The 23,732-nt window shown below is 55.2% G+C and carries 25 protein-coding genes and 2 pseudogenes; 19 read left to right on the forward strand and 8 right to left on the reverse strand.

The genetic code is table 11. The annotated features are described in order from the left end of the window. Positions 1 to 532: 532 nt before the first annotated feature. Both FHS21_RS12080 and FHS21_RS12085 read left to right on the forward strand, forming a co-directional pair. Positions 533 to 1,695 (forward strand): annotated as a pseudogene (locus FHS21_RS12080) (MFS transporter). Positions 1,696 to 1,750: 55 nt separating this feature from the next. After that, positions 1,751 to 1,966, forward strand: coding sequence for a hypothetical protein (locus FHS21_RS12085; protein WP_183661970.1), 216 nt, complete (start codon positions 1,751 to 1,753; stop codon positions 1,964 to 1,966). 271 nt (positions 1,967 to 2,237) lie between these two features. On the opposite strand, the gene FHS21_RS12090 is transcribed toward FHS21_RS12085, so the two are convergent. Continuing rightward, complete coding sequence (locus tag FHS21_RS12090; RefSeq protein WP_112529919.1) at positions 2,238 to 3,152, reverse strand: hypothetical protein; 915 nt, start codon at positions 3,150 to 3,152, stop codon at positions 2,238 to 2,240. Between the two features lie 215 nt (positions 3,153 to 3,367). Between FHS21_RS12090 and FHS21_RS12095 the strand changes: the two genes are divergently transcribed. The 4 genes from FHS21_RS12095 to FHS21_RS12110 all read left to right on the forward strand — a co-directional run bounded on the left by FHS21_RS12095 (position 3,368) and on the right by FHS21_RS12110 (position 5,373). Next, positions 3,368 to 3,919 carry a DNA-3-methyladenine glycosylase gene (locus tag FHS21_RS12095; RefSeq protein ID WP_183661972.1) on the forward strand — a complete coding sequence of 184 codons (552 nt, stop codon included), beginning with the start codon at positions 3,368 to 3,370 and terminating at the stop codon, positions 3,917 to 3,919. A gap of 291 nt (positions 3,920 to 4,210) precedes the next feature. Further along, positions 4,211 to 4,663: a hypothetical protein gene (locus tag FHS21_RS12100; RefSeq protein ID WP_112529955.1), complete on the forward strand. Its 453-nt coding sequence runs from the start codon at positions 4,211 to 4,213 to the stop codon at positions 4,661 to 4,663. Positions 4,664 to 4,782: 119 nt separating this feature from the next. Then, complete coding sequence (locus FHS21_RS12105; RefSeq protein WP_183661974.1) at positions 4,783 to 5,181, forward strand: hypothetical protein; 399 nt, start codon at positions 4,783 to 4,785, stop codon at positions 5,179 to 5,181. A gap of 27 nt (positions 5,182 to 5,208) precedes the next feature. Next, positions 5,209 to 5,373 (forward strand): NUDIX hydrolase, encoded by a 165-nt coding sequence (locus FHS21_RS12110; RefSeq protein WP_162701923.1) that lies wholly within the window; start codon positions 5,209 to 5,211, stop codon positions 5,371 to 5,373. Between the two features lie 748 nt (positions 5,374 to 6,121). On the opposite strand, the gene FHS21_RS12115 is transcribed toward FHS21_RS12110, so the two are convergent. Both FHS21_RS12115 and FHS21_RS30640 read right to left on the reverse strand, forming a co-directional pair. After that, entirely contained in the window at positions 6,122 to 6,634 is a 513-nt protein-coding gene (locus tag FHS21_RS12115; protein ID WP_183661976.1) for a cupin domain-containing protein, read from the reverse strand. A 25-nt stretch (positions 6,635 to 6,659) separates the two neighbouring features. Further along, positions 6,660 to 6,903, reverse strand: a pseudogene (locus FHS21_RS30640) (plasmid stabilization protein). Between the two features lie 171 nt (positions 6,904 to 7,074). On the opposite strand from FHS21_RS30640, the gene FHS21_RS12120 reads away from it, so the two are divergent. The 6 genes from FHS21_RS12120 (at position 7,075) to FHS21_RS12145 (ending at position 11,966) form a co-directional block, all read left to right on the forward strand. Then, positions 7,075 to 8,979 (forward strand): hybrid sensor histidine kinase/response regulator, encoded by a 1,905-nt coding sequence (locus FHS21_RS12120; protein ID WP_183661978.1) that lies wholly within the window; start codon positions 7,075 to 7,077, stop codon positions 8,977 to 8,979. 112 nt (positions 8,980 to 9,091) lie between these two features. After that, the gene (locus FHS21_RS12125; RefSeq protein WP_246410999.1) at positions 9,092 to 9,742 is read left to right on the forward strand and encodes a Crp/Fnr family transcriptional regulator; all 651 of its coding nucleotides are present in this window, start codon (positions 9,092 to 9,094) and stop codon (positions 9,740 to 9,742) included. A 292-nt stretch (positions 9,743 to 10,034) separates the two neighbouring features. After that, positions 10,035 to 10,532, forward strand: coding sequence for a YciE/YciF ferroxidase family protein (locus FHS21_RS12130; protein WP_112529932.1), 498 nt, complete (start codon positions 10,035 to 10,037; stop codon positions 10,530 to 10,532). A 61-nt stretch (positions 10,533 to 10,593) separates the two neighbouring features. Further along, positions 10,594 to 10,848, forward strand: a complete 255-nt coding sequence (locus FHS21_RS12135; RefSeq protein ID WP_112529934.1) for a DUF6894 family protein — start codon at positions 10,594 to 10,596, stop codon at positions 10,846 to 10,848. Positions 10,849 to 10,979: 131 nt separating this feature from the next. Continuing rightward, on the forward strand, positions 10,980 to 11,117 hold the full coding sequence (locus FHS21_RS12140; RefSeq protein ID WP_162701924.1) for a hypothetical protein: 138 nt from the start codon (positions 10,980 to 10,982) through the stop codon (positions 11,115 to 11,117). A gap of 261 nt (positions 11,118 to 11,378) precedes the next feature. Continuing rightward, a complete protein-coding gene (locus tag FHS21_RS12145) occupies positions 11,379 to 11,966 on the forward strand; it encodes a sigma-70 family RNA polymerase sigma factor (RefSeq protein ID WP_112529936.1) in 588 nt (195 codons plus the stop codon). Positions 11,967 to 12,646: 680 nt separating this feature from the next. On the opposite strand, the gene FHS21_RS12150 is transcribed toward FHS21_RS12145, so the two are convergent. Beyond that, positions 12,647 to 13,510 (reverse strand): alpha/beta fold hydrolase, encoded by an 864-nt coding sequence (locus FHS21_RS12150; protein WP_112529940.1) that lies wholly within the window; start codon positions 13,508 to 13,510, stop codon positions 12,647 to 12,649. A gap of 339 nt (positions 13,511 to 13,849) precedes the next feature. Here FHS21_RS12150 and FHS21_RS12155 point away from each other — a divergent pair, with 339 nt between their 5' ends. Both FHS21_RS12155 and FHS21_RS12160 read left to right on the forward strand, forming a co-directional pair. Continuing rightward, the gene (locus FHS21_RS12155; protein ID WP_183661980.1) at positions 13,850 to 14,779 is read left to right on the forward strand and encodes an aldo/keto reductase; all 930 of its coding nucleotides are present in this window, start codon (positions 13,850 to 13,852) and stop codon (positions 14,777 to 14,779) included. 70 nt (positions 14,780 to 14,849) lie between these two features. Then, a complete protein-coding gene (locus FHS21_RS12160) occupies positions 14,850 to 15,470 on the forward strand; it encodes a DUF6064 family protein (RefSeq protein ID WP_183661982.1) in 621 nt (206 codons plus the stop codon). Between the two features lie 267 nt (positions 15,471 to 15,737). On the opposite strand, the gene FHS21_RS12165 is transcribed toward FHS21_RS12160, so the two are convergent. Beyond that, positions 15,738 to 15,923 (reverse strand): hypothetical protein, encoded by a 186-nt coding sequence (locus FHS21_RS12165; protein ID WP_183661984.1) that lies wholly within the window; start codon positions 15,921 to 15,923, stop codon positions 15,738 to 15,740. 389 nt (positions 15,924 to 16,312) lie between these two features. On the opposite strand from FHS21_RS12165, the gene FHS21_RS12170 reads away from it, so the two are divergent. After that, on the forward strand, positions 16,313 to 17,185 hold the full coding sequence (locus tag FHS21_RS12170; protein WP_183661986.1) for a LysR family transcriptional regulator: 873 nt from the start codon (positions 16,313 to 16,315) through the stop codon (positions 17,183 to 17,185). 98 nt (positions 17,186 to 17,283) lie between these two features. On the opposite strand, the gene FHS21_RS12175 is transcribed toward FHS21_RS12170, so the two are convergent. The 3 genes from FHS21_RS12175 to FHS21_RS31180 all read right to left on the reverse strand — a co-directional run bounded on the left by FHS21_RS12175 (position 17,284) and on the right by FHS21_RS31180 (position 19,362). Next, positions 17,284 to 17,835: a L,D-transpeptidase gene (locus FHS21_RS12175; protein WP_246411001.1), complete on the reverse strand. Its 552-nt coding sequence runs from the start codon at positions 17,833 to 17,835 to the stop codon at positions 17,284 to 17,286. Between the two features lie 946 nt (positions 17,836 to 18,781). Beyond that, positions 18,782 to 19,045: a hypothetical protein gene (locus tag FHS21_RS12180; protein ID WP_158482313.1), complete on the reverse strand. Its 264-nt coding sequence runs from the start codon at positions 19,043 to 19,045 to the stop codon at positions 18,782 to 18,784. Positions 19,046 to 19,170: 125 nt separating this feature from the next. Beyond that, positions 19,171 to 19,362, reverse strand: coding sequence for a DUF4167 domain-containing protein (locus tag FHS21_RS31180; protein WP_112532500.1), 192 nt, complete (start codon positions 19,360 to 19,362; stop codon positions 19,171 to 19,173). Positions 19,363 to 19,982: 620 nt separating this feature from the next. Between FHS21_RS31180 and FHS21_RS12190 the strand changes: the two genes are divergently transcribed. The 4 genes from FHS21_RS12190 (at position 19,983) to FHS21_RS12205 (ending at position 23,729) form a co-directional block, all read left to right on the forward strand. Then, on the forward strand, positions 19,983 to 20,909 hold the full coding sequence (locus FHS21_RS12190) for a S66 peptidase family protein (protein ID WP_183661988.1): 927 nt from the start codon (positions 19,983 to 19,985) through the stop codon (positions 20,907 to 20,909). Between the two features lie 25 nt (positions 20,910 to 20,934). Next, positions 20,935 to 21,942 carry a phosphotransferase enzyme family protein gene (locus FHS21_RS12195; RefSeq protein ID WP_162713644.1) on the forward strand — a complete coding sequence of 336 codons (1,008 nt, stop codon included), beginning with the start codon at positions 20,935 to 20,937 and terminating at the stop codon, positions 21,940 to 21,942. Positions 21,943 to 22,209: 267 nt separating this feature from the next. Further along, a complete protein-coding gene (locus FHS21_RS12200; protein ID WP_112532504.1) occupies positions 22,210 to 22,713 on the forward strand; it encodes a (2Fe-2S)-binding protein in 504 nt (167 codons plus the stop codon). Continuing rightward, entirely contained in the window at positions 22,710 to 23,729 is a 1,020-nt protein-coding gene (locus FHS21_RS12205; protein WP_112532505.1) for an FAD binding domain-containing protein, read from the forward strand. Before FHS21_RS12200 ends, FHS21_RS12205 begins: the two co-directional genes overlap by 4 nt. Positions 23,730 to 23,732: the final 3 nt, after the last annotated feature.

The raw sequence follows: 23,732 nt of genomic DNA on the forward strand, positions 1-23,732 counted from the left end.
CGGATCGAAATGTTGAAGGCGTCTTCGCTCATGGCGGAACTCCTCTGTGTCGCGAGGGCATTGTAAGTGAAGGCGAGTGGTGAGGGAAGCAGGACGGTGACGCGCGGTGCCATGCAAATAGACTCCGATCCGGGAGGGAGCATCGCTGCGGCACGTATCACTTGGTTTATGGCGCGATTCAATCCGAATACGCATTTCCGGTTTCTTTAAACCAACGTTTACCCATCAGTGGTCGCCACTTTTGAATACGAACCATCCTGATATTCTCCGTGTGGGCTCTGAAACTAGCATAATGCGTCCTCTGGGGACCGGATCCGTGTAGGTGCTGATAGCGGCTACATCCTCGCGATTGCAGGATTGGATCGACTCGGTGAAGTTGGGATAAGGGTTTCGAAGAAACAGGTGAGGATGTTTGCCTGCGTGACAACCCGCGCTTTGCCAATTCCATCGGTTCGTCGGAAGTTCGATGGTCGTGAAGTGAGTCTTAAAGGCCAGCCGAGCGTTTGTCCGGCCAAGGTTTTGGAGCAAATCCATGGCAAATGAAGAGGTGCAGAATCAATTGAGCGCGACGCCATGGGCAGCGCTGGCAGGCATTAAGCGACAGTTTCTGTCTTCGCTATTGCGCAAGGGCTGAGTTATCCTCTGCTCAGTTTTATCCTGCAGCGGCAAGGCATGTCGCCCGGCACGATCGGCTTGTCGGCCGCGATGACGCCGCTTGGTTTTATTCTGTCGGCGCCGCTCATCCCATGGCTCTCACGACATTTCGGGGCAGGGCGAACCGCGCTGTCGTGCGCCGGCCTGGCAGCTGTGCTGCTCGCTGTTATCGGCTGGCAGCAGAATGTCTTCCTCTGGTTTCCGCTCCGCTTTCTGCTCGGCTTTGCGGTCAATCCGCTCTACGTGATCAGCGAAACCTGGATGATCGCGCTGACGCCGAAAGCAAAGCGCGGCCGCATCATGGGCGTCTATACGTCAGTAATTTCCGCCGGCTTTGCGTTGGGGCCGCTCACCCTGACCGTCGTCGGAACGCAAGGCTGGCCGCCTTTCCTGGTCGGCACCACGGCTTTCGTGCTGTGCGGGCTTTGCCTGCGGAAGGTGCTGCCAAAACTGCCCAAGTTCGACAGTGGCCATGCGCAACAGGCTTCCGTCCGGCGTTTCGTACCGCAGGCGCGGCTGCTTCTATTTGCGGTGTTTACCGCTGCCGCGTTCGAGCAGGTAACGCTGGCACTGATGTCGGCCTATGGCCAAGGCTACGGCAGTCCGGAAGCCAGGATATCAACGCTGCTGGCAGTCTTCGTCGCCGGCAATATCGCGCTACAGATCCCGCTTGGCATGCTGGCCGAAAGGCAAGGCTCGAACCGGGCGCTGATGTTCTGCGCGCTGACGACCGTACTTGGCTGTCTGCTGTTGCCGCTGTCGTTCAACTCGGTGTTTGTCTGGCCCGTCGCGTTCGTTTGGGGCGCAGCATCGTTCGGCATTTACACCATGGCTCTGATCAAACTAGGCGAACGCTTTTCCGGTCCGATGCTGATGGCCGGCAACGCGGCGTTCGCCATGGTCTGGGGTGTCGGCGGCATCGCCGGACCCCCAATCACCGGCGCGACCATGGTACTGGTCGGCATCCAGGGATTTTCGCTAACCCTCGGCCTGCTTTGCCTCGCGCTCGCCGTAGCGCAATTCATGCAGGACAGACGATAACTGAAGCCTTTAAGTGTAAATTCCCGGTACCATCGATTTGACGAAAGTCGCGCCAATGCCTCTTCATACTTGGCCAGCTTCTTCCGAAGGCGAAGAAATAACAGACGATTTCAAGGGTCAACCAGCTATTGACCCGGGACGTGCATCTGCCGCGCATGCCGATCACACGCGTTACGGCACCTTGGCTCGGTGGGCCGGTGACCTTGGATTAAAGGACGCGGAGCCGCTCTTTATAACGTTGAACGCGGAAGAAGCGACCGACAAGGCTTGACCAAGCTTGCTGAGGCAAGTCTCAGTTCATCCGCGAAGGCAACCTGGACTGGCTACGCGGTGGCTATTCGGTGGCGGCCTTGTTGAAACATCTTTCCATTCACAACCTCGTCAGTCGTTAGCGTCACCTTGTGCCTGTGTGCCTGCTGCATACGTCCGCGCAAGTTAGCAAGACCTCGCCTGACCAGGTGGCGAGACTGCGCCCCGACATTACCTCCCTGGTCGTCCGGAGCCACCTTATTGTAGAATGCAACCCATCCCATCAATCTCGGTCAGGTGACACGGGCTCTACCTGACGCCGAAAGATAAAGTGTTTCGTCGTCATCGCGCTGTTTACCACCAAGAGCTGCAGCCACACTTGCGATAAACGCCCCGAGCAACAATGAGAACGCTGCCATGAACGCCGCGGCGGCCGCGGCCTTTCTTGCACTGTCTGCTGCCTCGGCTGCCGATTTTTTCGCAGCATCCGCCCGTGCGAGGACGGCGTCTATACGCGCCTTCGCATCCGCCTCGCTCAGGCCGCTGCGCGCCGCAACCAACTGGTCAAGGTAGGTGCGATCTTCGGGAGGAAGCGTTCCGGTAGCTGCCGCGTTCAACAAGATGCGTGATACCTCTGCAGTCGCATCCCCTGCGCGCTCGGGGGTTGCCGCCGCAGGCGAGGCCGGCCGCAGCAAACTATCTACGAAGTAGGAGACAGATGTATCGCTTGAGGCAGAGCTGGCCGCCGCTGTGGCAGCATTTGTGGCTCCTGCAGCAGCATTGGACGCTGCCTGCACACCCGCGTGAATTGTCGACGAAACAGCAGTCCCGAGCACAGCGGCAACCAACAATGTCGCGAGCGCCCATGCTACAAAGCCATGCGCGGTGTCGCGAAAGTAGATTTCGTTGGTATGGATCCCTGCCCATTTCGTCCTAAGGCGACCGGTCAAATAACCACCGACGCCGGCCGATATCCACTGAACGAGGATCAGCCAGATCGCGGTGGAAACGGCAAATGACGTAGCTGAGGGATTTTCAGATGACCACGGCGAGATCATCGTCAATCCAAAACCTGATCCCAGCAGGGTCAATAGTAATGTTACGGCGGCAGCAGTCACAGCGCCCGCAAAAATCGGTCCCCAGCTGACGGCGCTCGCACTGCTCTCCTCGGATGCATCAACATCCGTTTGTATATCGGTGATGGACATTACGCTCTCCTATCGCATGAACAGAAAGAGGAGCAGGATGATTGGAATCGGAACTCCGAGTAACCAAAGAAGAATGCCGCGGCCCATAAAAACCTCCTGTAGATTGTTTTTTTGTCGTTACCATTTGCGGAGGAGGCAAGATTTGGCCCCGCCGCAATTCAATAAAGCTTGGACAAGACAAATTGGTTCCCTCGAATTTAAAACAGAAAGATGGAATGATTGATTCGGAGTTCTTCCGCCGAGATGCTGAAGCGGTGGCCCGGGATTTGATTGGCATCTCGATATTTGTCGATGGCATTGGTGGACCCATCGTAGAGACTGAAGCCTATTCCCAAGACGATCCGGCATCTCACAGCTTCAGGGGTCCAACGCCCGGAAACAAGACCATGTTTGGAGCGGCTGGCCACGCTTATGTCTACCGTTCTTACGGTATGCATTGGTGTCTGAACCTGGTTTGCATCCCCGGATCAGCCGTTCTGATCAGGGCGGTCGAACCAACTCAGGGCATCGAAACGATGCGCTCCCGGCGAGCCACGCACGATATCGGCCAACTGTGTTCAGGGCCTGGTAAAGTCGCACAAGCACTGGGCCTCCAAAAATCGCATGACGGAATGTCGCTGCTAGAGGGGCCATTTTCATTCGCTCGCACGCATGAACAGGTCCAGGTTTGCAGTGGAATACGCATCGGCATCAGCCGGGCGGTCGAAACACCCTGGCGTTTTGGGCTACACGGTTCTCGCTTTGTAAGCAAAAAGTTTCAGCTGTGAGCATATATTGGCCTTTGCCTCGTCTGGTTGCGAGTTTTCTGGGAGAGGCCGCTGGTACGGTAGAGGACGCTGGTGTTAACTCGGTCGGTCCCACGGCGAGCAAATTCAAGGCATACGTACAAAGAGAGAGCGGCGGTTCACCGCCTGTCTTGATTTGCTCAGTCCTTGCAATCCCCGGCCTGCGCCAGGGCGTCGCTGGAGCGCCACACCCAGCCCGCCAGAGGTTAGCGCGGAACATTCCCGACATCATGGCGTTTGAGGTTGGAGGCAAACGCAGCAAGGGGGCATATGATGTCGAAGGATAAAAAAGCGGATGGTGATGAGGCATTTGAGAGAAGTAGTGCCACAAGCTTTGGCCATTCTGTGGAAAGCCGTGCGCAAGTTGCGGACGCGGAGAGCCGAGCGTCACCCCTGCCGGGAATGGGTGAGACGCTCCACCTTTATCGGCTAGTACCGACGGCACCCGCTCATGATCCGCGCTGGCAAAACTCGCCCTATCAAGGGGAAGTGCTTGTCGCTGCCCGCACCACGGGCGACGCCAGAATTGTTGCCGCAGGGCGCGAACTCGACTTTATGGAAATCGACTCAGCGCCGGCTGACGATGTGACGACGATCAACGCGAGTGCTTTCAGGGACGATAAACTATACACCGTTATCAAAATTGAAACGGATCGAACCGATCTGGTACGCGGCGTTTTGACCGGGTCAATCAGTGTGGACACTATCAAACCAGTGCAGATTTAACGGCATCGCGGTTATTCGACGCCGCATGAGATGGTCACGTGGTCCAAGTGACCCTGACAGCTATCGCGCTCGTCAGAGACGCGTGATGACCCGAGGCGTACTGTTGGAAAGCCTGCCAAATGCGCAAGAAGAGCCGCTGCTGCTCTGATCGGAGGATGAGCCATGCCATGAAAGTCAGGTTCCGCGATAAGGATTTCATTGGCAATGAGGGCTGGGATCCGGAGTTTGAATTTGAGGTTAGGGAGGCTTTGACGGATACCCAAGAGCTGTCAGGTTCTGCAGAAATAATTATTCACGTGAAGGAGGAGCCTGTTGACGACGTGACCGTTCATGAATCCTCCGATCCAAACGAGTTCCCGTTCAATGGCACCCACGGTTTTCATCCCGAGCTCGGCGAGGTATTTCTCTTTTTAGGTGTGCCCGACGAAGGTGAAGGGCAATTGATCGCGCTCTACAGCGCGAAAGATTTCGGCGACCCACCCTACAACGCCCTGTGCTTTACAGGTGACGGCTCATGACAATTCCAGAGCCGAAGCGCACTAGAAGTGACCCTGATCGCTTCGATGAGTGTCAGCGGGCAGTGGAAGATCGGCTGCTCGAGGTACTGGGGATGCCCAGGTGGCCGGATGGACAAGGAAGAGGTCCTGGCTGCAATGATTGAGGTTGCCGAGAATACCAATCTGGCTGTGCATCCAAACGTGCTGCCGTAGGTTGAGACAAAATTGCGCAAATTGATGAAGAGAAAGGATATTTAAGGTGATTGGAAGTTGAAACAAATTGAATTGTTCAGAGTTTGAAAGCCATGGAAATTAGATGGCAAAAAACTCGCGGGGGACTAGAAGAGCAGGCGCAGGATTTCACGGCGACGAACCGTAACGGAATCGATGTCGGCCGAGTTTATCGCATTGATGACGGCCCGGAAGGTGAACTGTGGTGCTGGAAATTTTTACTCGGCCATTCGCAGTTTCGGCTGGATGGAGTGAGCGGTGTTCAATCGTCGCGACAGCGAGCAGCCAGCCAAGTTCGAATGGCGTATGAACGATATCTCGAAACGCCCGGCAGTGAGGGCGGAGGTTTGAGCAGGATACCGCTCAAGAAGACTGCAAATAACAATGGGAATCCGCCATGCCAATAATGCCACCTCAGGACGACCGTGATGATCTGGATTGCCAAGAGAGCTTGGAGGTCGAATTCTTGGCTCACGCCGGACCAGCATTGAAGCGGCTACTGGACGATGCTGTTTCGATCGGTTGGCCTGCCCACGAGGCGCGTAGAGCGATTGTGCGACTAATCGATGTTCATTTGTCTACGGAACGCAAAGCTTAAAGTGCGAGCGAGATTCTCTGGTTGCCAGAGTTCCTGCGAAGCCGATTGCGCATTACTACGCCACCGAAGGCTGTCCGGCTTGGGTATGGACTTTTGAGAACCTTGTTTGCCACGATGGCCGCTCGATAATGGTCAGGTTTCAAGCCATCCTTCGCATCCGGTAACCGGATCGGACGGTGGAGACAACAGATCATTTATCCGTGTAATCGTTGCGGCGTTTGCAGCTTCGCGGCACAAATCGGCTATCTGGTCTGGAGGATACGCGCCGACAACAAGAAAGTCGGCGCTCGCCTCCAAGCGGCAGTGGCCTGTGCCTACCGGAAGCACGAGCACGTCACCCGCTGTGACACTCACCTCGTGTCCATGGGGTCCGCCGAGCATTAGCCGTGCCTTGCCTTTGGCAACGCCCAAGACTTCGTGTGCCGTTGAGTGATAGTGATGAAAGGGATAGACGCCATTACGCCACTGTGGCGGCCAACCGTTGCGCCGAAACATGCACTCCAGCGCTTCCGGAGCGTGTTCTTCCTCTGGGTCTGTCACGTTGTGATAGATCAGCACCGGGAACTGCGGGTTGTTGGGCACCCAGCCGTTTCGGTCGAGTTGCAAGGTTTCGGGCTTGCCGGTCTCCGGCCGCAGTTCGGTCATGGTTGCCTCTCCAGTGACGAAAGCATCAGTGATGTGCGTGTTCTGCGTTCGCTTGCGTTGCTGCGGCCGTCTTCGCCAACGCCGACACAGCGCCGCCGACGCGACCTCCCTTCTCCGAGGACTTCTTCCCGCGCCGCGATCCGGACTTGCCGCCACGGCTTTCCCTATTGACCGTAGCTCATCCCCGGCGTTCTGCTTCGCCCTTGGACACGCCGCGTTTTTCATAGCCTCCGCTTGTCGGTATATTTGGATTTTTCACCTCGCGCCATCACCTACTTCTTCATTTCACCCTGTCGCTTTGAAAGCGGAAGAATTGAATTTGTTCCTCCGCAAGCCTCGCAGCGACCGATTTTCATCAAAATTTGAACGTGGCGGAACCTTGAAGATGAACTGTCGTTGTCGAGTAGATCAAGGGTTTACGCGTGGCGAGAGGGAAATCAATGCAACGCAATGAGCGATTGCTTTTGGGCGCGGTGACTGATTACGCCATCTGCATGCTGGATGCCAGCGGCACTGTAACAAGTTGGAACCCTGGTGCGCAACGCTTGAAGGGTTATCGAGCAGAGGAAATCATCGGCGAGCATTTTTCGCGGTTTTATTCAGAAGAGGACGAACACTCTGGTCTTCCTGCAATAGCATTGAAGGGGGCAGCGCTCGACGGCAGATTTGAAGATGAAGGCTGGCGGATGAAGAAGGACGGTAGCCGGTTCTGGGCGCATGTCGTAGTCGACCCCATCTGCAGCTTGTCCGGAGAAGTCGTCGGCTATGCGAACGTCACCCGAGACCTAACGGAACACAAGGCCCCGGACGAGGCACTGAGATGGAGCGAGGAGCAATTTAAAATACTCGTCCAAGGCGTAACTGACTACGCCATCTACATGCTTGATCGTAAGGGAAATGTCACAACATGGAACACAGGCGCTCAACGCATCAAAGGCTACGATCCTTCCGAAATCATTGGCCAGCATTTCTCTCGTTTCTATACCCAGGAAGATTTGGATCGGGATCTCCCAAATAAGGCTTTAGAAACTGCCGCCGAGCAAGGTCGATTCGAAAAGGAGGGCTGGCGGGTTCGAAAGGACGGCACGCGCTTCTGGGCGAGCATAATCATCGACGCCGTCAGGAACGAAAATGGCGAGCTTGTCGGCTTTGCCAAAGTTACCCGGGATGTTACCGAGCGAAACCGTAACCAACAAGAACTGGCAAGAGCCCGCGAAGCGCTGTTCCAATCCCAGAAAATGGAAACCATCGGCCAACTGACCGGAGGAGTTGCCCATGATTTCAACAATCTCCTGATGGCAATTATTGGAAGCCTGGAACTTGTGCGGAAAAGACTACCCGATGATCCCAAAACCTTGGCATTGCTGGATAACGCTATGCAGGGCGCGCAGCGCGGAGCCACTCTTACCAAACGGATGCTGGCCTTCGCCAGAAGACAAAAGTTGCATCTTGAGCCCGTTGACGTCCCAGCTCTTGTGCGGGGCATGGCAGACCTTCTCGAGCGATCGCTCGGCTCGACAGTCGTGGTCGAGACGTTGTTTCCGTTGTCACTCGCCAAGGTCCAGACTGATCCCAATCAGCTTGAACTTGCGCTTCTCAACCTTGCGGTCAATGCACGAGATGCAATGCCAAATGGTGGCACCATCTCGATTGCAGCCCGCGGAGCAAAAGTCACCGATACCAACTCGGAGCTCTCGCCGGGCGACTACATCTGTCTCTCTGTACACGATGAAGGTGAAGGTATGGATGCCGAGACCCTCGGACGGGCCGTCGAACCCTTTTTCACAACCAAAGGTGTTGGAAAAGGCACGGGGCTAGGTCTGTCGATGGTTCATGGCATAATGAAGCAGTCAGATGGTCAGCTCGTTCTTCAGAGTGAGATTGGCAAGGGAACAAGCGCGGAGCTCTGGTTGCCGGTTATATCAGAACCAATGAAGACGGCCGCTGAGGATGTATCGACGCCGCAGAAGGATCATGGTGCGCTGCAATCCTTGACTATTCTGGCGGTAGACGATGATGCCTTGGTGCTGATGAACACAGTCGCCATGCTTGAAGAACTCGGCCATACGGTGATCGAAGCTGGTTCCGGTAGACGGGCACTCGAACTTCTGCGGTCCCACAGCAGTATTGATCTTGTTTTGACCGACCAGGCAATGCCGAACATGACCGGAACCCAGCTCATCCGGGAAATCCAGGCAGGGTGGCCGGATATGCCCGTTATCCTGGCTACCGGCTACTCAGAATTGCCTGACGGTACTGGCAAGGATATATCCCTACTGTCAAAGCCGTTTATGCAGAGCGAGCTCTCGCAAAAAGTCTCCGAAGTGATGCTCCAAAGTTCATAACTTGCAGGTCACGGCCTGTAAGTCGTTCCTGGAAGGAAAGACTGTGGCAAGCGATCAACTGCCTCCGATACGCAATCATTTGTTGTCGAAGTTGTCCGAGGAGGACAGAGCTTTGCTTTTGCCTAAAATGCGGATGGTTCCGTTGACGCTCGGACAGGAGATCGAGACCCCCGCGCAAAAGCTTGAACGCGTCTATTTTCTTCAAAGCGGTATCGCCTCGATGATGGCGAGCTTGCCGCGCGGCCGCGATCTGGAAGTCGGTCTATTCGGCAGAGATGGGATGTCCGGCTCTGCGCTTCTCCAATATGACGACCGCAGCGCATACCGCACTGTCGTTCAAATGAATGGAAGCGCCTTTCGAATCGACGCATCCGATTTATTGGATGCAGTTCGCGCCAAAGAATCCATAAGAATATTGCTTACAAGATTTGCGCGTGCGCTTTCAATTCAGGTGGGGTCCACGGCGATTGCCAACGGGCATTCAAAGCTGGAGGATCGACTGGCCAGATGGGTTTTGCTCGCACATGACAGGGTGGACGGCGATAGCATGAGCTTTACACACGAACATCTTGCCCGCATGTTGGGCGTGCGGCGATCGGGCGTTACTGTCGCTCTGCACATCCTGGAGGGAAAGGGGCTCATCCGTTCCAGGAGATCGGAGATCATCGTTTTGGACCGCGAAGGCTTAATGGTACTTGCGGACGGGGCATATGGTCTGGCCGAGGAAGAATCCGTTCGTCTGACAGGCTGGTCATTGCGGTAGTTAAGCGTTGCAAGGCCGAGCGGCGCACTGAATCAGACCAGGGCATCACACAAACCGATGAGGTGGGAGCGCTTACCGTTTGCAGTTGTCAGACGGAAAGGGCTTGATGTTTAAAATGCCGCTTGCTCGAGAAATTCGCAGGGGTGATAATTGCCACCTTCACCCTCCTGGATTTCTCCGCCGTCACAAAAATCCCACTAATTCGTTATCGCCAGGCGGAACAATCATCGTCTGGCGTGGTTCCTTGCTCACCCGTCACATTGTGCGGCGATAACAACCGGAGGACAAAAGCATGGTAACAAAAACATTGGACAATTTATTTCACGAGACCCTCAAGGATGTCTATTACGCTGAACGGAAAATTCTCAAAGCGCTACCAAAGATGGCCAGGGGCGCAGAATCGCCGGAGTTGAAGGCGGCATTCGAGAAGCATCGTGATGAAACGGAAGTCCACGTTGAGCGCCTGCAGCAGGTTTTCGAGATATTCGGAAAGCGTGCGCAAGGCAAAACCTGTGATGCGATTGAAGGCATCATAGCGGAAGGTGAAGAAGTCCTGGAAGATTTCAAAGGCCAGCCGGCTCTTGATGCAGGATTGGTTTCGTCAGCTCAGGCAGTCGAACACTACGAAATGGCCCGGTACGGTACATTGGCTCGTTGGGCGGACGAACTGGGTATGAAGGACGCGACGGCACTTCTGGTGCAAACCCTCGAGGAAGAAATCGCCACCGATGCCGCGCTGACCAAGCTCGCCGAAGGCGGCGTTAACAGCAAAGCCCAAAAAGCAGCTTGATGTTCAGGCGTGCTCACTTTGCAAAATGAGCACGTTTCCTCATCAGAGCGGGGGGACTCCCATGCCATTGTTTCGTTTTGTTTTTCATGAGGACGTCGTTCTTGAGGACGTAAAAGGGATCGAGCTTCCGGATTACGAACACGCGCTGGCGGAGGCGAAACTAGCGGCACAAGAAACTATTGTTGATGGCGTTCTCGAAGGACTCGACCCAACCGGCTGGGTCGTTCGCGTCTATAACGAGCCAGGTGAGCTGATCGGAACCATATTTTTTGCGGATCTACTAAAGGCGGATTCGCAGGCGCGACATGGCAATTGATGGAAATCCAAGGAGAGTCGTGTCCTGACCGTTGGTGCGGTATCGCACCAACGGTCAGCGAGCCGGAACAGTTTTCCTCAGCCTGGGTTGATTGGATACTGGAACTTTTCCAGTCAACATGGAGGAAAGAAATGCCAAATAGTTCGGACCGCAAATCAAGCACCAAGGGTGGTTCAAAAAGCTCGAGCGACAAGCAGGATAAGAGCGGGTCATCGAGCAACTCATCCGACAAGCAGTCGAAAGGCAGCGAGGGCAGCAAGAGTCGCTGACCTCATCATTCAAGCAAAGTGGCCTGTAGCTAGGCCACTTTGCGCGGACCTGGAGCGGTCAAACAAATCATGCCACCGAAAGCACGCGCTCTCAATTGCACTATGCGAGCCGACAGTGCTCGTCTGACCACAGACGACTTGGTAATTACTTTGGTCTCTACAACTCAAAAAATCTCAAATGTTCGATAGCGTACAGTTCCGGCGACGGAGGAACGAGTTATATCTTCGGCGCATTGTCCTCTCATCCAGAAAGGACAAGATATGGTTGCGATCGATCCCGTTTATCAAGATTTTCAGTTAGAAGTTAACTGCAGAGCGGAACTCGTTGCTCTTGTGCCGGCGTTAAGGGCATTTGCGAGGTCATTCTATCGCAGACCCGATGACGCAGACGATCTCGTCCAAGAAACACTCAAACGGGCACTTGGGTCATTGCACCAGTTTACTCCGGGGACGAGTATGAAGTCATGGTTGTTCACCATCATGAGAAATACGTTCAATACAGCGATAAAGCATCGACTGAGGGAGGTCACGGGCGGGGAAAAAGATATCGCTGAAAACGGACCCTCCCGGCCGGCATCCCAGGAATGGACTATTCGGGGTCATGAACTTGAAATAGCTTTGCATCAACTCGATCCGGATTTCCGGCAAGCAATCATGCTGGTTTGTGTCATGGGTGCGAGCTACGACGAAGCTGCGGAAATTTGTGATTGCCCCGTTGGAACCATCAAAAGCAGAATAAACCGGGCCAAGACCCATCTCTTGGAAATGTTGGGTGAGAAGTCCCGTGAGGAAATTCTGGAAGCGCCCCAACACTCAGGGTGGCATCACGCCTCACGTCACCGGCATTAGTGGCCAGCGGTTCGGGAGGTGTCACGCCGCAACAATGAATTCCAGGTCCAGTACGATGCTAACCAAACTCCAGGGCCACAAAGGCGACGCGCAACTCGGAAATGGCCGACATGGAAGCTGGACGGGGCCGTGCCGCCGAGGTCCGCCCGAAATTCCACCGCTAGGATGGAAGGCATTCTGTTTGCTTCTTGCTTTGTTTCCTGCACTCACCGCTTTCACATCGTTGTACGGCTTTTTGGCAGACCGCAGCACGATTGCAGATAACATATCAATTCTCGCTGGGATTCTACCCAACGACTCGGATTCTTCCTCGGGCTTTCGGTGGCCTTGTGGAGCGCGAACAATGCGTCAAGGCCATATTCGAAGCTTCGAGCGTCGCGTACGGACAGAAAGAAACCCGCAGCTTCTTGAGATTGAATCTGATTGCGTTCGTTTTTACATTCGGCAGCATATTGTGTGGAATTTTCTTAAGTATCGCCTTTGGCGTGTTGCCGATACCCTCGGTGAATCTTCACCTGACTGATGAGCACTCCAGTCTCGGTGGCATCCACATGGAGATGATGTGGGGACAAGGGATCGAAGATGGGCCCATATGAGACTTGCGATACCCACCTTCGCTAGGCTGAGACGGCCCGACCTGGCTCTTTTCCCCTGGATCGACATTCAAGACTCGTTTTAAGTTACTGATGTCGCTGGTGAAACGTAGCCAATTCACTTGCCAGCAGTTGAGGGATTTCTTCCGCCATGTGATGTCCGCACGGAAGGCCATGTCCGCATAAGTCGGTCGTCCATAGACGCCATACATCCAGGACGTCGCCGTAGAGAAATTCCAAATCGTCATGTTGCGACCACAGGACCTGCGTAGGGCATGTAATCTTGCGCCCAGCATTGCGGTCCTCTTCGTCGTGCATACGGTCGATTTTCAGGCCAGCGCGATAATCCTCGACCATGCCATGCACGGTTTGCGGATCATGAATTGCTGCACAAAAATCTTGGAAGTTGCCAGTTCCCATCTTTTCCGGGGAACCTCCATACCAAGCAAGCGGATCGGCCAGGATCGCGCGCTCTGGTTTGTCTTGCTGGGCAAAGAAAAACCAGTGCCACCACGCGGTGGCAAATTTCTCGTTGCATCGCTCCAGAGCCTCCAAGATCGGAACGCCATCAAGGATACTGAGCGACTTGACTGTGTCGGGGTAGTCCATGGCAGCCCGAAAAGCGGTGTAGCTCCCTCGATCATGTCCGGCTATGGAGAACCGTTCATGTCCAAGCGTATGCATTAATTCAACGCAATCTTTGGCCTTTGCTCGCTTGGAGGACCCGGCGTGATCGAGTGTGTCCACAGGTTTCGAGGATTGACCAAAACCGCGCAGATCAGGACAAACCACAAAGAAAGACTGTGCCAGGCGCGGCGCAACTTTGTGCCAGGTTGTATGTGTACGAGGATGGCCGTGCAAAAGCAGCAGGGGAGGTCCGGTTCCGCCATGTCGGACACGCAGCGTCGCGTCCCGCAGCGAGATTAGTTCGAGATCGAAGCCTTCGAACATGGGTCGCCTCCACAGATTCTCAAGTCAATGCCAAAGCTTCAGTGCACGTTATGAGCTTCCGCCCAATGTTCCTTCAGTGTCGAGAGCGTCTTGGCCGCGAAGGCTTTCAGTTCCCCTTTTTCGCATTAGTCGCATAGCCGGAAAACAACGCCCTTTATGCACTGTTAATTGATCTGCCATGTACATTTTGTCAAAAGCTGACTTCCCGGCTCTGCGTCATCGGACAGTGGTTCAACTCAATGTGAGTGGCTGATGCCCGGCTGTGGGTTTTCAAGTGGCGGCGCATACTCGATACTTTGCCGATAATCGGCAAACTGGCTTGGCCAACGGGGAGACGAGATGGCGAGGCGATTCTTGATAAATCGGCGGCAAGCTGTCGCTTTGATAGCGGGTGCCGGAGCTTTGTCGGGCTTACCTTACCGGGTGTCGGCTCAGGGGGCGCCGGTCTTGACCAGGCCCATCCCTTCATCCGGAGAAGAACTTCCCGTCGTCGGCCTCGGAAGCTGGATCACTTTCAACGTCGGGGACGACATGCAGCTGAGAGATGAATGCACTGCGGTCATGCAGGCCTTCTTCGCTGCAGGAGGAAGGCTGATCGATTCCTCGCCAATGTATGGTTCGGCCCAAGAGACGATCGGGTACGGCCTTGAAAAGCTGTCGCGGCCTCAAACGTTGTTTTCCGCCGACAAGGTCTGGATCAGCGATCCGCAGTCCGGCAGGGAGCAAATCAGGCAGTCCCAAAGGTTTTGGGGTGTGCCTCAATTCAATTTGCTTCAAGTCCACAATCTGTTGAGCTGGAAAGAGCATCTCCAGGCGCTCTTCGCAATGAAGGACGCCGGCCAGCTTAAATATGTCGGCATCACCACCTCGGAGGGACGCCGCCACTCTGAAGTCGAAGATATCATGATGTCGCAGCCGATCGACTTCGTCCAGATAACTTACAATGTCTTGGACCGCGATGTGGAGGACCGCATCCTGCCGCTCGCCACAGAGCGCAAGATCGCCGTCATCGTCAATCGCCCCTTCAGGCAGGGCGACCTCATCGCGCAGATGGCGGCCCACCCCTTGCCGGACTGGGTCTCCGAAACCGGCGCGAGGACCTGGGCGCAACTGATTCTCAAGTTTATCATCTCGCATCCGGCGGTTACCTGCGCCATTCCAGCAACCGCAAACGTGGCGCATGTACAGGAAAACATGGAAGCGGCAACCGGAACCGTCATAGACCCGGCCTTGCGCAAACGCACCATCGACTACGTGGAAAACCTATGATGGCTGTCAATCGCCCGAATGAGGATGCCTCGTGACAGAGTGGTGGTCATATAGGCCTTCCGATTTTTTAATGTTTTCGCCTCGGGTCTATTTCAGGCAGATCGAGAGCTATAACCTCGCCCTTTGGCCACTTCAGATTCTGATGTTACTGGTGGGTGTAGGCCTCGTTTGCTTGCTCGCGCGTGCTCGGCCGAATGCCAGTAGGATCGTTGCGACAATTCTGGCTGCGCTTTGGCTGCTCGTCGGTTGGGCCTATTTCTGGTCGCGTCTGTCAAGCGTCAACTGGGCCGCCACATACGCCGCTTGTGGCTTTGTGGCTCAGGCGATGCTTATGCTCGCCGTTCAGGTCATCCCGCGCGGAACCGGAGCGTCATTGGCAGGCGGTCCCGCGGGGCTGATCGTCATGGCGGTGGCCGTCCTGATCTATCCAGGCCTGTCGTTGATGGCAGGTCGGGGATTGGGAACTGCTGAAGTCTTCGGCATAATGCCTGATCCGACAGCGATCGCCACGATCGGATTTCTGGCATCGACCCGGAACCGCTACGACGTCCTGTTGTTCAGTATTCCGACGCTCTGGTGTGTTGTCAGCAGCATCACGCTTTTCACCATGGGTGATCCCGTTTGGTGGGTGCCGCTCACCATGTGTCTCGTCGGAATTTCACTGGCGATCGCCAAGAGGTGTGGGGTTTAAACGCCATCAATCAGCTGAGCCCTTCGCCATGTAATCATGATGACGGCGTCGTCGCATGAGAGGCGCTTCTCGTCACAACAGCACTACTGAGCGTTTTGTTGGCAAAATTCCTTGCCCCGAAACAGACGGACAGGTTTGTTGGCTGCGAAATCGTGATCTTTCAAGAGCGAACGTCCGCGCCGCACTGAGCGGCGGCTATATCATCGCGGCGTAAGAAAGTGATGTGTTCTGAACTGCGGAATTGAGCCGATGACCGCAGAGCATTGATTATGTTGACGTCCCCTCCTGCTCGCGTGCGCGATACAGGGCATCAATCGCCGTTTGTATCTCCACCACGTTCTTCAACGGACCCGGGTTTGCCCCGTTTTGGGCAATCTGCAGAATTTCCTGCCGGCGGGACGAGATGAGTTCCTTTATCGCTGCATCGATTTCGTGGACGTGTTGTGCTGCCATGATCGGCCTCCGGGACTTGTCAGTGTGGTGAGCCGCTCAATGGTATCGAAATCAGACCAACTGCGGTGCGCGTATTGGGAGATACACTGCGGGACTGACGAATGCCACCAGAGCGGCATCCTCAAATCGCTGCGGACGAGCCGAAGTGCATCCTCCCTGGTGATGCCGGCATCGATGAGCAGTCGATCGCTTGGCTTGCTCAAGATTTCCAGCAACAACCGCCGTTCATGTCTGGCGGCCCGCCACACTCTGAAGAATTGTATCACGCGATGTCGGACGTTGTGCATTTGGCGCTCCTGGATCAAGACACAGGATTCGCCACAGCTTGACATTTAACAAACGAATAGAAATCATGGCTGCCATCTGAAATTTTTATCGAAAGCATCATTGTGAATCCGCCATTGGACAGTGAACTGCTGCGTACGTTTGTGGCCGTGGCTGCGGCCGGGAATGTCACCCGCGCTGCAGAACAAGTCGGCAGAACACAATCCGCGGTCAGCATTCAGATCAAGAAGCTAGAAGAGACCTTGGGTGAGAGCCTTTTCGAGCGAGGTTCACGCGGCGTGGCGTTGACTCCACAAGGAAAGCTCCTGCTCGTCAGCGCCAACAGGATCATCGGGTTGCTGGACGAGGCCGCCGCCGCGATACGGGCGAAACCGCTCGGCGGTCCTGTCCGGATCGGTATTCCGGAAGAGTATGGCTACACTGTACTGCCGCGCGCATTGGCAGCCTTCGCCTGCCAGCATCCGTATGTCGAAGTGACTGTGAAATGTGGATATTCGGCCGCACAGTTGGCGGCCATCGACGCAGACGAACTCGACCTTGCAGTGATTTTCGATCAGGAGCAGCCGACGACCGGGGAGGTGCTTTTTATTGATCCGACGGTTTGGGTGACGTCGGAAGTCCACTGCGTTCATGAAAATGACGTCGTCCCGGTTGCGATCTATGAGCGCTCCAGCTGGTGCAAGAAATTTGCTGTCGGATCCTTGGACAAAGCTAAAATCAACTATCGCGTGGCCTATAGTTGCGACACGAGCGGCGGACTCAAGATTGCAGCCGTATCGGGTCTGGCGATCGCACCACTTGCCAGCAGCAATATCCCGGCAGGTTGCCGCGCCCTGACGGAAGCAGACGGCTTCCCCCAGATTGATTGCTCGAATGTGGTTCTCAGACGCAATCCTCGCATAAAAAGCGCCGCTATTGATGGTATGGCCACGATGATCAGGGACGCGTTTCGACCCATCAGCGCCGCGCTGTCGTGACCGCGATGCTTCTGGATCAAGCCTGATCGTCTGCACCGAGATCCATTTAAGCCACTTCAATAAGTCCCGGGATCACCGGACGTGTCACACGGATTGGATCACGAGCGTGGGGAGAGCATTGAGGCGGGATCCAAGACCACGACCTTCGTGCCGACCGGGACGAGATCATAGAGTTCAATAACCTGATCGTTCGTCATATGAATGCACCCGTTGGATACAGCCTTGCCTATCGACGACGGGTCAGTGGTGCCGTGAATGCGATAGTATGTATCGCGGCCGTTTTGGTAGAGGTAGAGGGCGCGAGCACCCAGGGGATTCGTGGGCCCACCGTCGAGACCGACCGCGTATTTCTCGTATTTCGCAGGTTCGCGCTCGATCATGTCGTTGGTTGGAATCCAACGCGGCCACGTCGCCTTCCGCCCCACAATTGCCTCGCCTGACCATGCAAGGCCGGCGCGCCCTACGCCTATGCCGTAGCGGCGCGCGCTTGTTGAGTCTTCAATTAGATAGAGGAATTTGTTTTTTGGATCGACGACTACGGAGCCAACCGGAAGTTTCGTATCATAAGGCACGGTCTGAGGCTGGTACTTGGGATCGAGTTGGAACTTCTTGGTTGCCGCCGAAGCAGCAATAGGAGTGAGCATAGCCATCGCCAATCCGCTCAATAATGATCGTCTGCTTATCATGGATTCTCGCATCTTTGTGGGAGGATATTTGGGATCAGGACGCAGTATCGTTCCGCTCTAAGTGTCGCAGATATTTCTATTGTTAGTGACAGATGCAAGTTAGGAGAATTCTTTCATCCATCACTTTCAGGTGAGTGTTTGTTTATACTCGCGTGCCTGTGAAACATTGGGGCAAATAGCTGTGTCAAAGCTGGTGTCTCATGTCTGTCCCTTTGATGTGGCCTCGCACTTGGCCATGGTGAACTTCGTGTGTGGGGGAGAAGCCCATGATCCGGAGATCAAGGCACCGGATATCAGGATCGAGTGAAAAGCGATTGCAAGTGGCAGCTTCATTTTTCTCTTCCTTGTCGTCTCCCGCCTGTTGACAACAAAAGACCGCCCGGTGGGCTTCGGGCGGTCTTTTGCGGACACGGGAGGATGTCCGGGCTTCAGCCGGGGGGAAACTGAAGCGTGGTAGCCGGGGGAACTACCTCGCCCATCGGAGTTCGACAGGCGCGGTGGTAGAGGTACAAACAATCAGCCCGATGCGAAAGTATACATAGGTATGGTTTGCCCAAACACGTGGTCAGTTTTTAAGCCTTATCCCCGCAGCATTTACCGACTCCCCCTTCCATCAAATTCGTGATCGCTTCAACGCTGTTCGCGGCAAGCGAGAAGAGGATAGAGATACTGGGCTTGTATGGTGACCCGGCATGCCCGGCAACTTCTCGATCCGACCCACCTCTGTGAAAAGGATCTTACAAAAGGACAAACCGCGGCGGCCAGTATACCGCCCCACATCGGCGTTTTTTTAGCATCTCCCTCCCAATTGCCTGGCCGACCGGGATCGTCTGTTATCTTCAATGTGTACGACCAAAGCCTTCGGGCAAAGAGGACCTGCGAAAGTCGGAATCGACAAAATTGGTTACGTCTAACGACTTGTTTTCGACGTTTTCGATGAACCATTCGCGGCCTCTCTGGCCAGGCGAAGTGCGCGCAGGCGTTCGGTCTTGGCTTCAGTGGCGCGTCCACTGGCCGCGTATTCCTCAACAGCTTTTGCCGCCTCGCGTGCGCGTTGTTCCTGCATGACACGCAAGGGTGGCCGTGGGACTGCAGTGACATGATCATCACTGTAGGGCAGCGTCTCGTCGAAACGCTTTTGGTTTTTGGCCCATTTCACAGCTACAATATTCATGGAATCCGCTCCTTTGTTGATGAGTTTCCGCCGCGTCGATGACACGGCGGACTAGGAATTTTTCCCGTATCCGTTAGTCAACCGGCGGTCGTGACGGGTGGTACTTGATTTGGAACTTCCGAAATCTATCTAATCGCCCGGAAATAGTGCTCGGCGTGTTGATAGCAGTTCTCAGCTTCTATTCTGTTTCCGGCACGCTCTTCGTCGCGAGCGCGGGCAAGATATCGCTCATAGCTGTGTTGAGCCTTCTGATTGAGAGAAGGAGGCAGCGGGGTTATGCCTGGCTTCTTCCTTGATCCAGTTTGGGTTATATTCATTCGGTCCTGAGCCGCTTGGCGGCTTACTCCTTTGGAAGGGAGCGGCCTTGACGTCGCAAGTTGAGGTTCGGGATGGGTCAATCGATTTGCTCGGCTACGATCTGGCGCATTTCCTCGCGTGTGAATCCCGACGCTAGCAGTTGGTGCGCGCTCATGATTTTCCTCGGCAACATGTTCGGCATTTTGGGTTCGATTGGTCGCGGGCTGACCGCGGTTTGTTTCATTTCGATATTGTTTTGCATATTAAAATCCATTCGCTGCGCAGCATCGCCCGCAGCCTGTCATTTTGAAAATACGTCGAATGCAAGCAAAGATGAGGCATGCTGCGTAAATGTCAGCATTCAAACTTTGAATGGTGCGGTAAAGATTCTGCGCTCAATTGGAGCCTGCAGAAATGGCCGGACTAATCTTGTCGACCAACCTTATATGGGTGAGAGGAAGAGGTATTTCAAGGGATCAGGCGCTTGGGTCTCCATTGGGAGCCCGGTGTTAAGAGCCCATAGTATCAGTTACTTATAATCTTCAAGGTGGCAGATGCTGTTCCCTCAAGGTAGTCTGACACAAAACATCGCCAATAGAGTGATGTCCGGAATCATCCTAAACTTCTGAAAAGGGTTGCCATGAAAGCCGAAGGTGCGATTTGGCCAACAGGACTGAAGCCTGGCGACAAGGTGAGATTTGTGTCGCCGGCGAGCACTCCGGATAGAGATGACGTTTTTCAACGGGCACGAAAACTCGAAGGCTGGGGCCTCCGGGTGGACTATGGCCAGCACGCTTTCAAGAAGCGGTCGTATCTGGCGGGCACGGACGAAGAACGTGTTGCCGATTTCAACGCGGCCCTGCGCGATCCGGCAGTGCGCGCGATCTTCGCTACGCGTGGCGGAAAAGGCTCCTACCGGATCGCAGATCGACTGGATTTCGAGGCAGCAGGGCGGGATCCGAAATTCCTGATTGGCTTCAGCGATATCACCATTATTCATTTGAACCTGTGGAAGAAATGCAGCTTGGTGAGCATTCATGGCTCACTTTTCAATGGTCGTTCTGGGCACGAAAATGCGGAGAATACGGATGCGCTTCGTACCGCGTTGATGACTTCGGACACCATCACCATAAAGGCCCGGCAAGTGGAAAATACCTTCGCACTCACAACGCAAGGATCTGCCAGAGGAAGGCTGATAGGCGGCAACCTCAGCATGGTTTCAACCGCAGCCGGGTGGGCCCTTCCGAACTTGAAGGGAGCGATCCTGCTGCTCGAAGCCGTCAACATGTATGTTGGCGAGGTCGACCGTCAGTTGACGATGCTGCGCAACGCAGGCCATCTTGACGGCTTGGCAGGTGTCGCACTGGGACAGTTTACCGACTTCAAGCCAAGCAGCGATAACTTCACCATCGTTGATCTGTTGCGCGAACATCTTGAACCTTTTGGCGTGCCGATTTTGGGAGGGTTACCGTTGGGACACGGCAGCAATCCCGTCAGCGCCATTCTGGGAGCTGTGGCACACCTTGATACCTCAGCCCGAGAATTGGTAATTACACGAGGTGCCTGAAACGAAACTCGCGGCAGATATCTCCATGACAACAACCACGATCCAATATTCGACGCCGCACGTGGATACCATAACGGCGTTGCTTCGCGATCGCTATGATCTGCCGGAGCCCTTGACAGTGAGGTTTCTGCGCCGTGGCTTTAATGACTCTTTCGAGGTCCGCACGGGCAGCAAGACATTGGGTGTGCTGCGATTGTCGGGTTCGCGCGTAAGTCCGGAATCCGTCAAATCAGAGACTAATTTTCTCGCTTTCCTCGACAAAAACAAACTTCCGATAGCAGCGCCAATCCCCACCCATAGCGGAGAGCTGTCTACCCAAATAGAAACACCCGACGGAATGCGGTCCGTCGTTCTGTTTCACTATGTTGACGGCGATGAACCAGGTCATCACTCGGCAGAAGATGCGAAGGCACAAGGCATCACGATGGCCCGCATTCATGCGGCCGCAGGCACGTTTCCTCATTGGAACGTTGGCGGACACCGCCTCGATCTCGACCATCTGCTTCACCATCCTTTGGCGTCCGTTTTGGCGTTGGAACTCCTGGACGATGTTGCCCGCAAATCGCTCTCGGCTCTGGCGTCGAGATTATCGTCCGCCGTCGCTGCCATAGGCGGCCTGACCTGGGTGCGCTGTCATGGCGATTGCCATGGTGGCAACGCGCGGATTGCAAGAGATGGGCCTCTGAAAGGACAGGCGATCTTCTTCGACTTTGATGACGGCGGTCCAGGATTTCTTGCCTACGATCTCGCCGTCTTTCTGTGGTCCGTTTCCCTCCAACGGGAGGGATATTCTCAGTGGCACGCTTTCATCGAGGGGTATCGGTCCGTTCGCCCGATAGACCCAATCGATCTCGAGGCGACACACCTCTTTGTGCCGATCCGGCATTTCTGGCTGTTGGGCAATTATGCCATCAAGACAGTCGAATGGGGTTCTGAACTGGTTTCAGCGAAGTGGCTGGCCAGGCAAACGGAATACATGCTGAAATGGGAACAAGACAAACTGTTGCCCAGCGTTCTGTTAACTCCATCTTGACCGCTTCCCTTGTGCCATCTGGTGATTGGCCGCTTTTGGACCCATTGCAGACACTCAACCCTCAACTTTGAACCACGCAACATTTCCTTTTGTTGCCAGCTACGTGAAGGCGTATATCGATTCGGATGGGTCTGTTCTCATCGCCTTTGGGCCAGAGCCGGCTTGTGTGTGCGCGCACGGATCGAACTTGTCACGAGGTTAATCCGCGCCTAGTGTTTGCAAAAGAAGCGCACTCGAACACCAAGGGGATGGGGCTTCGGTGACATCATGGCTGCGGCACCAAACACAGCACATCGCGTGGCCTACACCATCAACGGTGTCATTCGGGTAGCTACAGTCGAACCGGGGGTGACGCTGCTCGATCTGCTGCGGGAGGAGTTTGATCTTACGGGCACCAAGAAGGGATGCGATCACGGCCAATGTGGTGCATGTACGGTGCTCATGAACGGTCATCGGATCAACAGTTGCCTGGTGCTCGCCGTAAGCCGCAGCGGCTCCGTTGTCACAACCATCGAAGGGATTGGAACTTCCGACGGGCTTCATCCGCTGCAGGAGGCGTTCGTGAAACATGACGCTCTCCAATGCGGATACTGTACGCCCGGGCAAATTTGCTCCGCCATTGGGTTGATTTCGGAAGGTACGGCGAAGACGCGGGACGAGATACGCGAAGGCATGAGCGGCAACCTCTGTCGCTGTGGTGCCTATACCGGGATCGTGGATGCGATCGAAGAAGTCATGGCAGCTGTATCCGATGCGGAGTCTTTGCCATGAAGCGGTTCACATATGTCCGAGCCGTGTCGATAGATCAGGCGATCGAAAGTCTCTCCGTCCATCCAGACGCAAAATTGCTGGCCGGAGGCACCAACCTCGTTGATTTGATGAAGTACGACGTTGCGACACCGACAACCATCATCGACATCAACGATTTGCCGCTCCGTGAGATTAGCGAAACCGCGGATGGAGGATTGCGGATCGGCGCGCTCGTGACAAACTCGGACGTTGCCGTCCACCCTTCCGTCGCGCGGCATTATCCTTTGCTGGCGAGCGCCATCCTCGCCGGCGCGTCGGCCCAGTTGCGCAACGCGGCCACGGTTGCGGGCAACCTCATGCAGAGAACGCGTTGCTCATATTTTTATGACGTGCTGACGCCTTGCAACAAACGAGCGCCGGGTAGCGGATGTCCGGCTCGGCCAGGGCTGAACCGCAACCATGCCATTCTCGGCGCAAGCGAGCTTTGCGTGGCAACGCATCCCTCGGACATGTGCGTCGCCCTGGCTGCCATCGGAGCGACAATCATAGTCCAAGGTCCGAATGGACTGCGGGCGATACCTCTGGCTGACTTTCACAGACTGCCGGGCGACGCGCCCGAGAAAGACACGACTCTGTTCGGCAACGAAGTCATTCTTGGTATCGAGTTGCCCCCGGTTCTCGAGCATCATCGATACAGCTATTTGAAGATCCGCGATCGCCTGTCCTACGCCTTTGCCATCGTCTCGGCTGCCGTATGGCTGACGATCGACGACGAAGCGGCGATTTCGACCGCCCAAATTGCCTTGGGCGGCGTTGCGCACAAACCTTGGCGGAACACGGCGGCGGAAGCACTATTAATCGGGCGGCCCGCATCTCGTGTGAACTTCGAGCAGTTCGCTTCGATGCTGCTGTCGGGCGCTGTGGCGTTGTCGGAGAACGACTTCAAGATAGACCTGGCTCGCAGAACCGTCGTCCGAGCGCTGGAACAGGCCGCATCACGAACGCCGCAGTCGCAGTCCGACAAGCGAATCCATTGAGGG

Source organism: Phyllobacterium trifolii, assembly GCF_014192095.1.
GTDB lineage: Bacteria > Pseudomonadota > Alphaproteobacteria > Rhizobiales > Rhizobiaceae > Phyllobacterium > Phyllobacterium trifolii.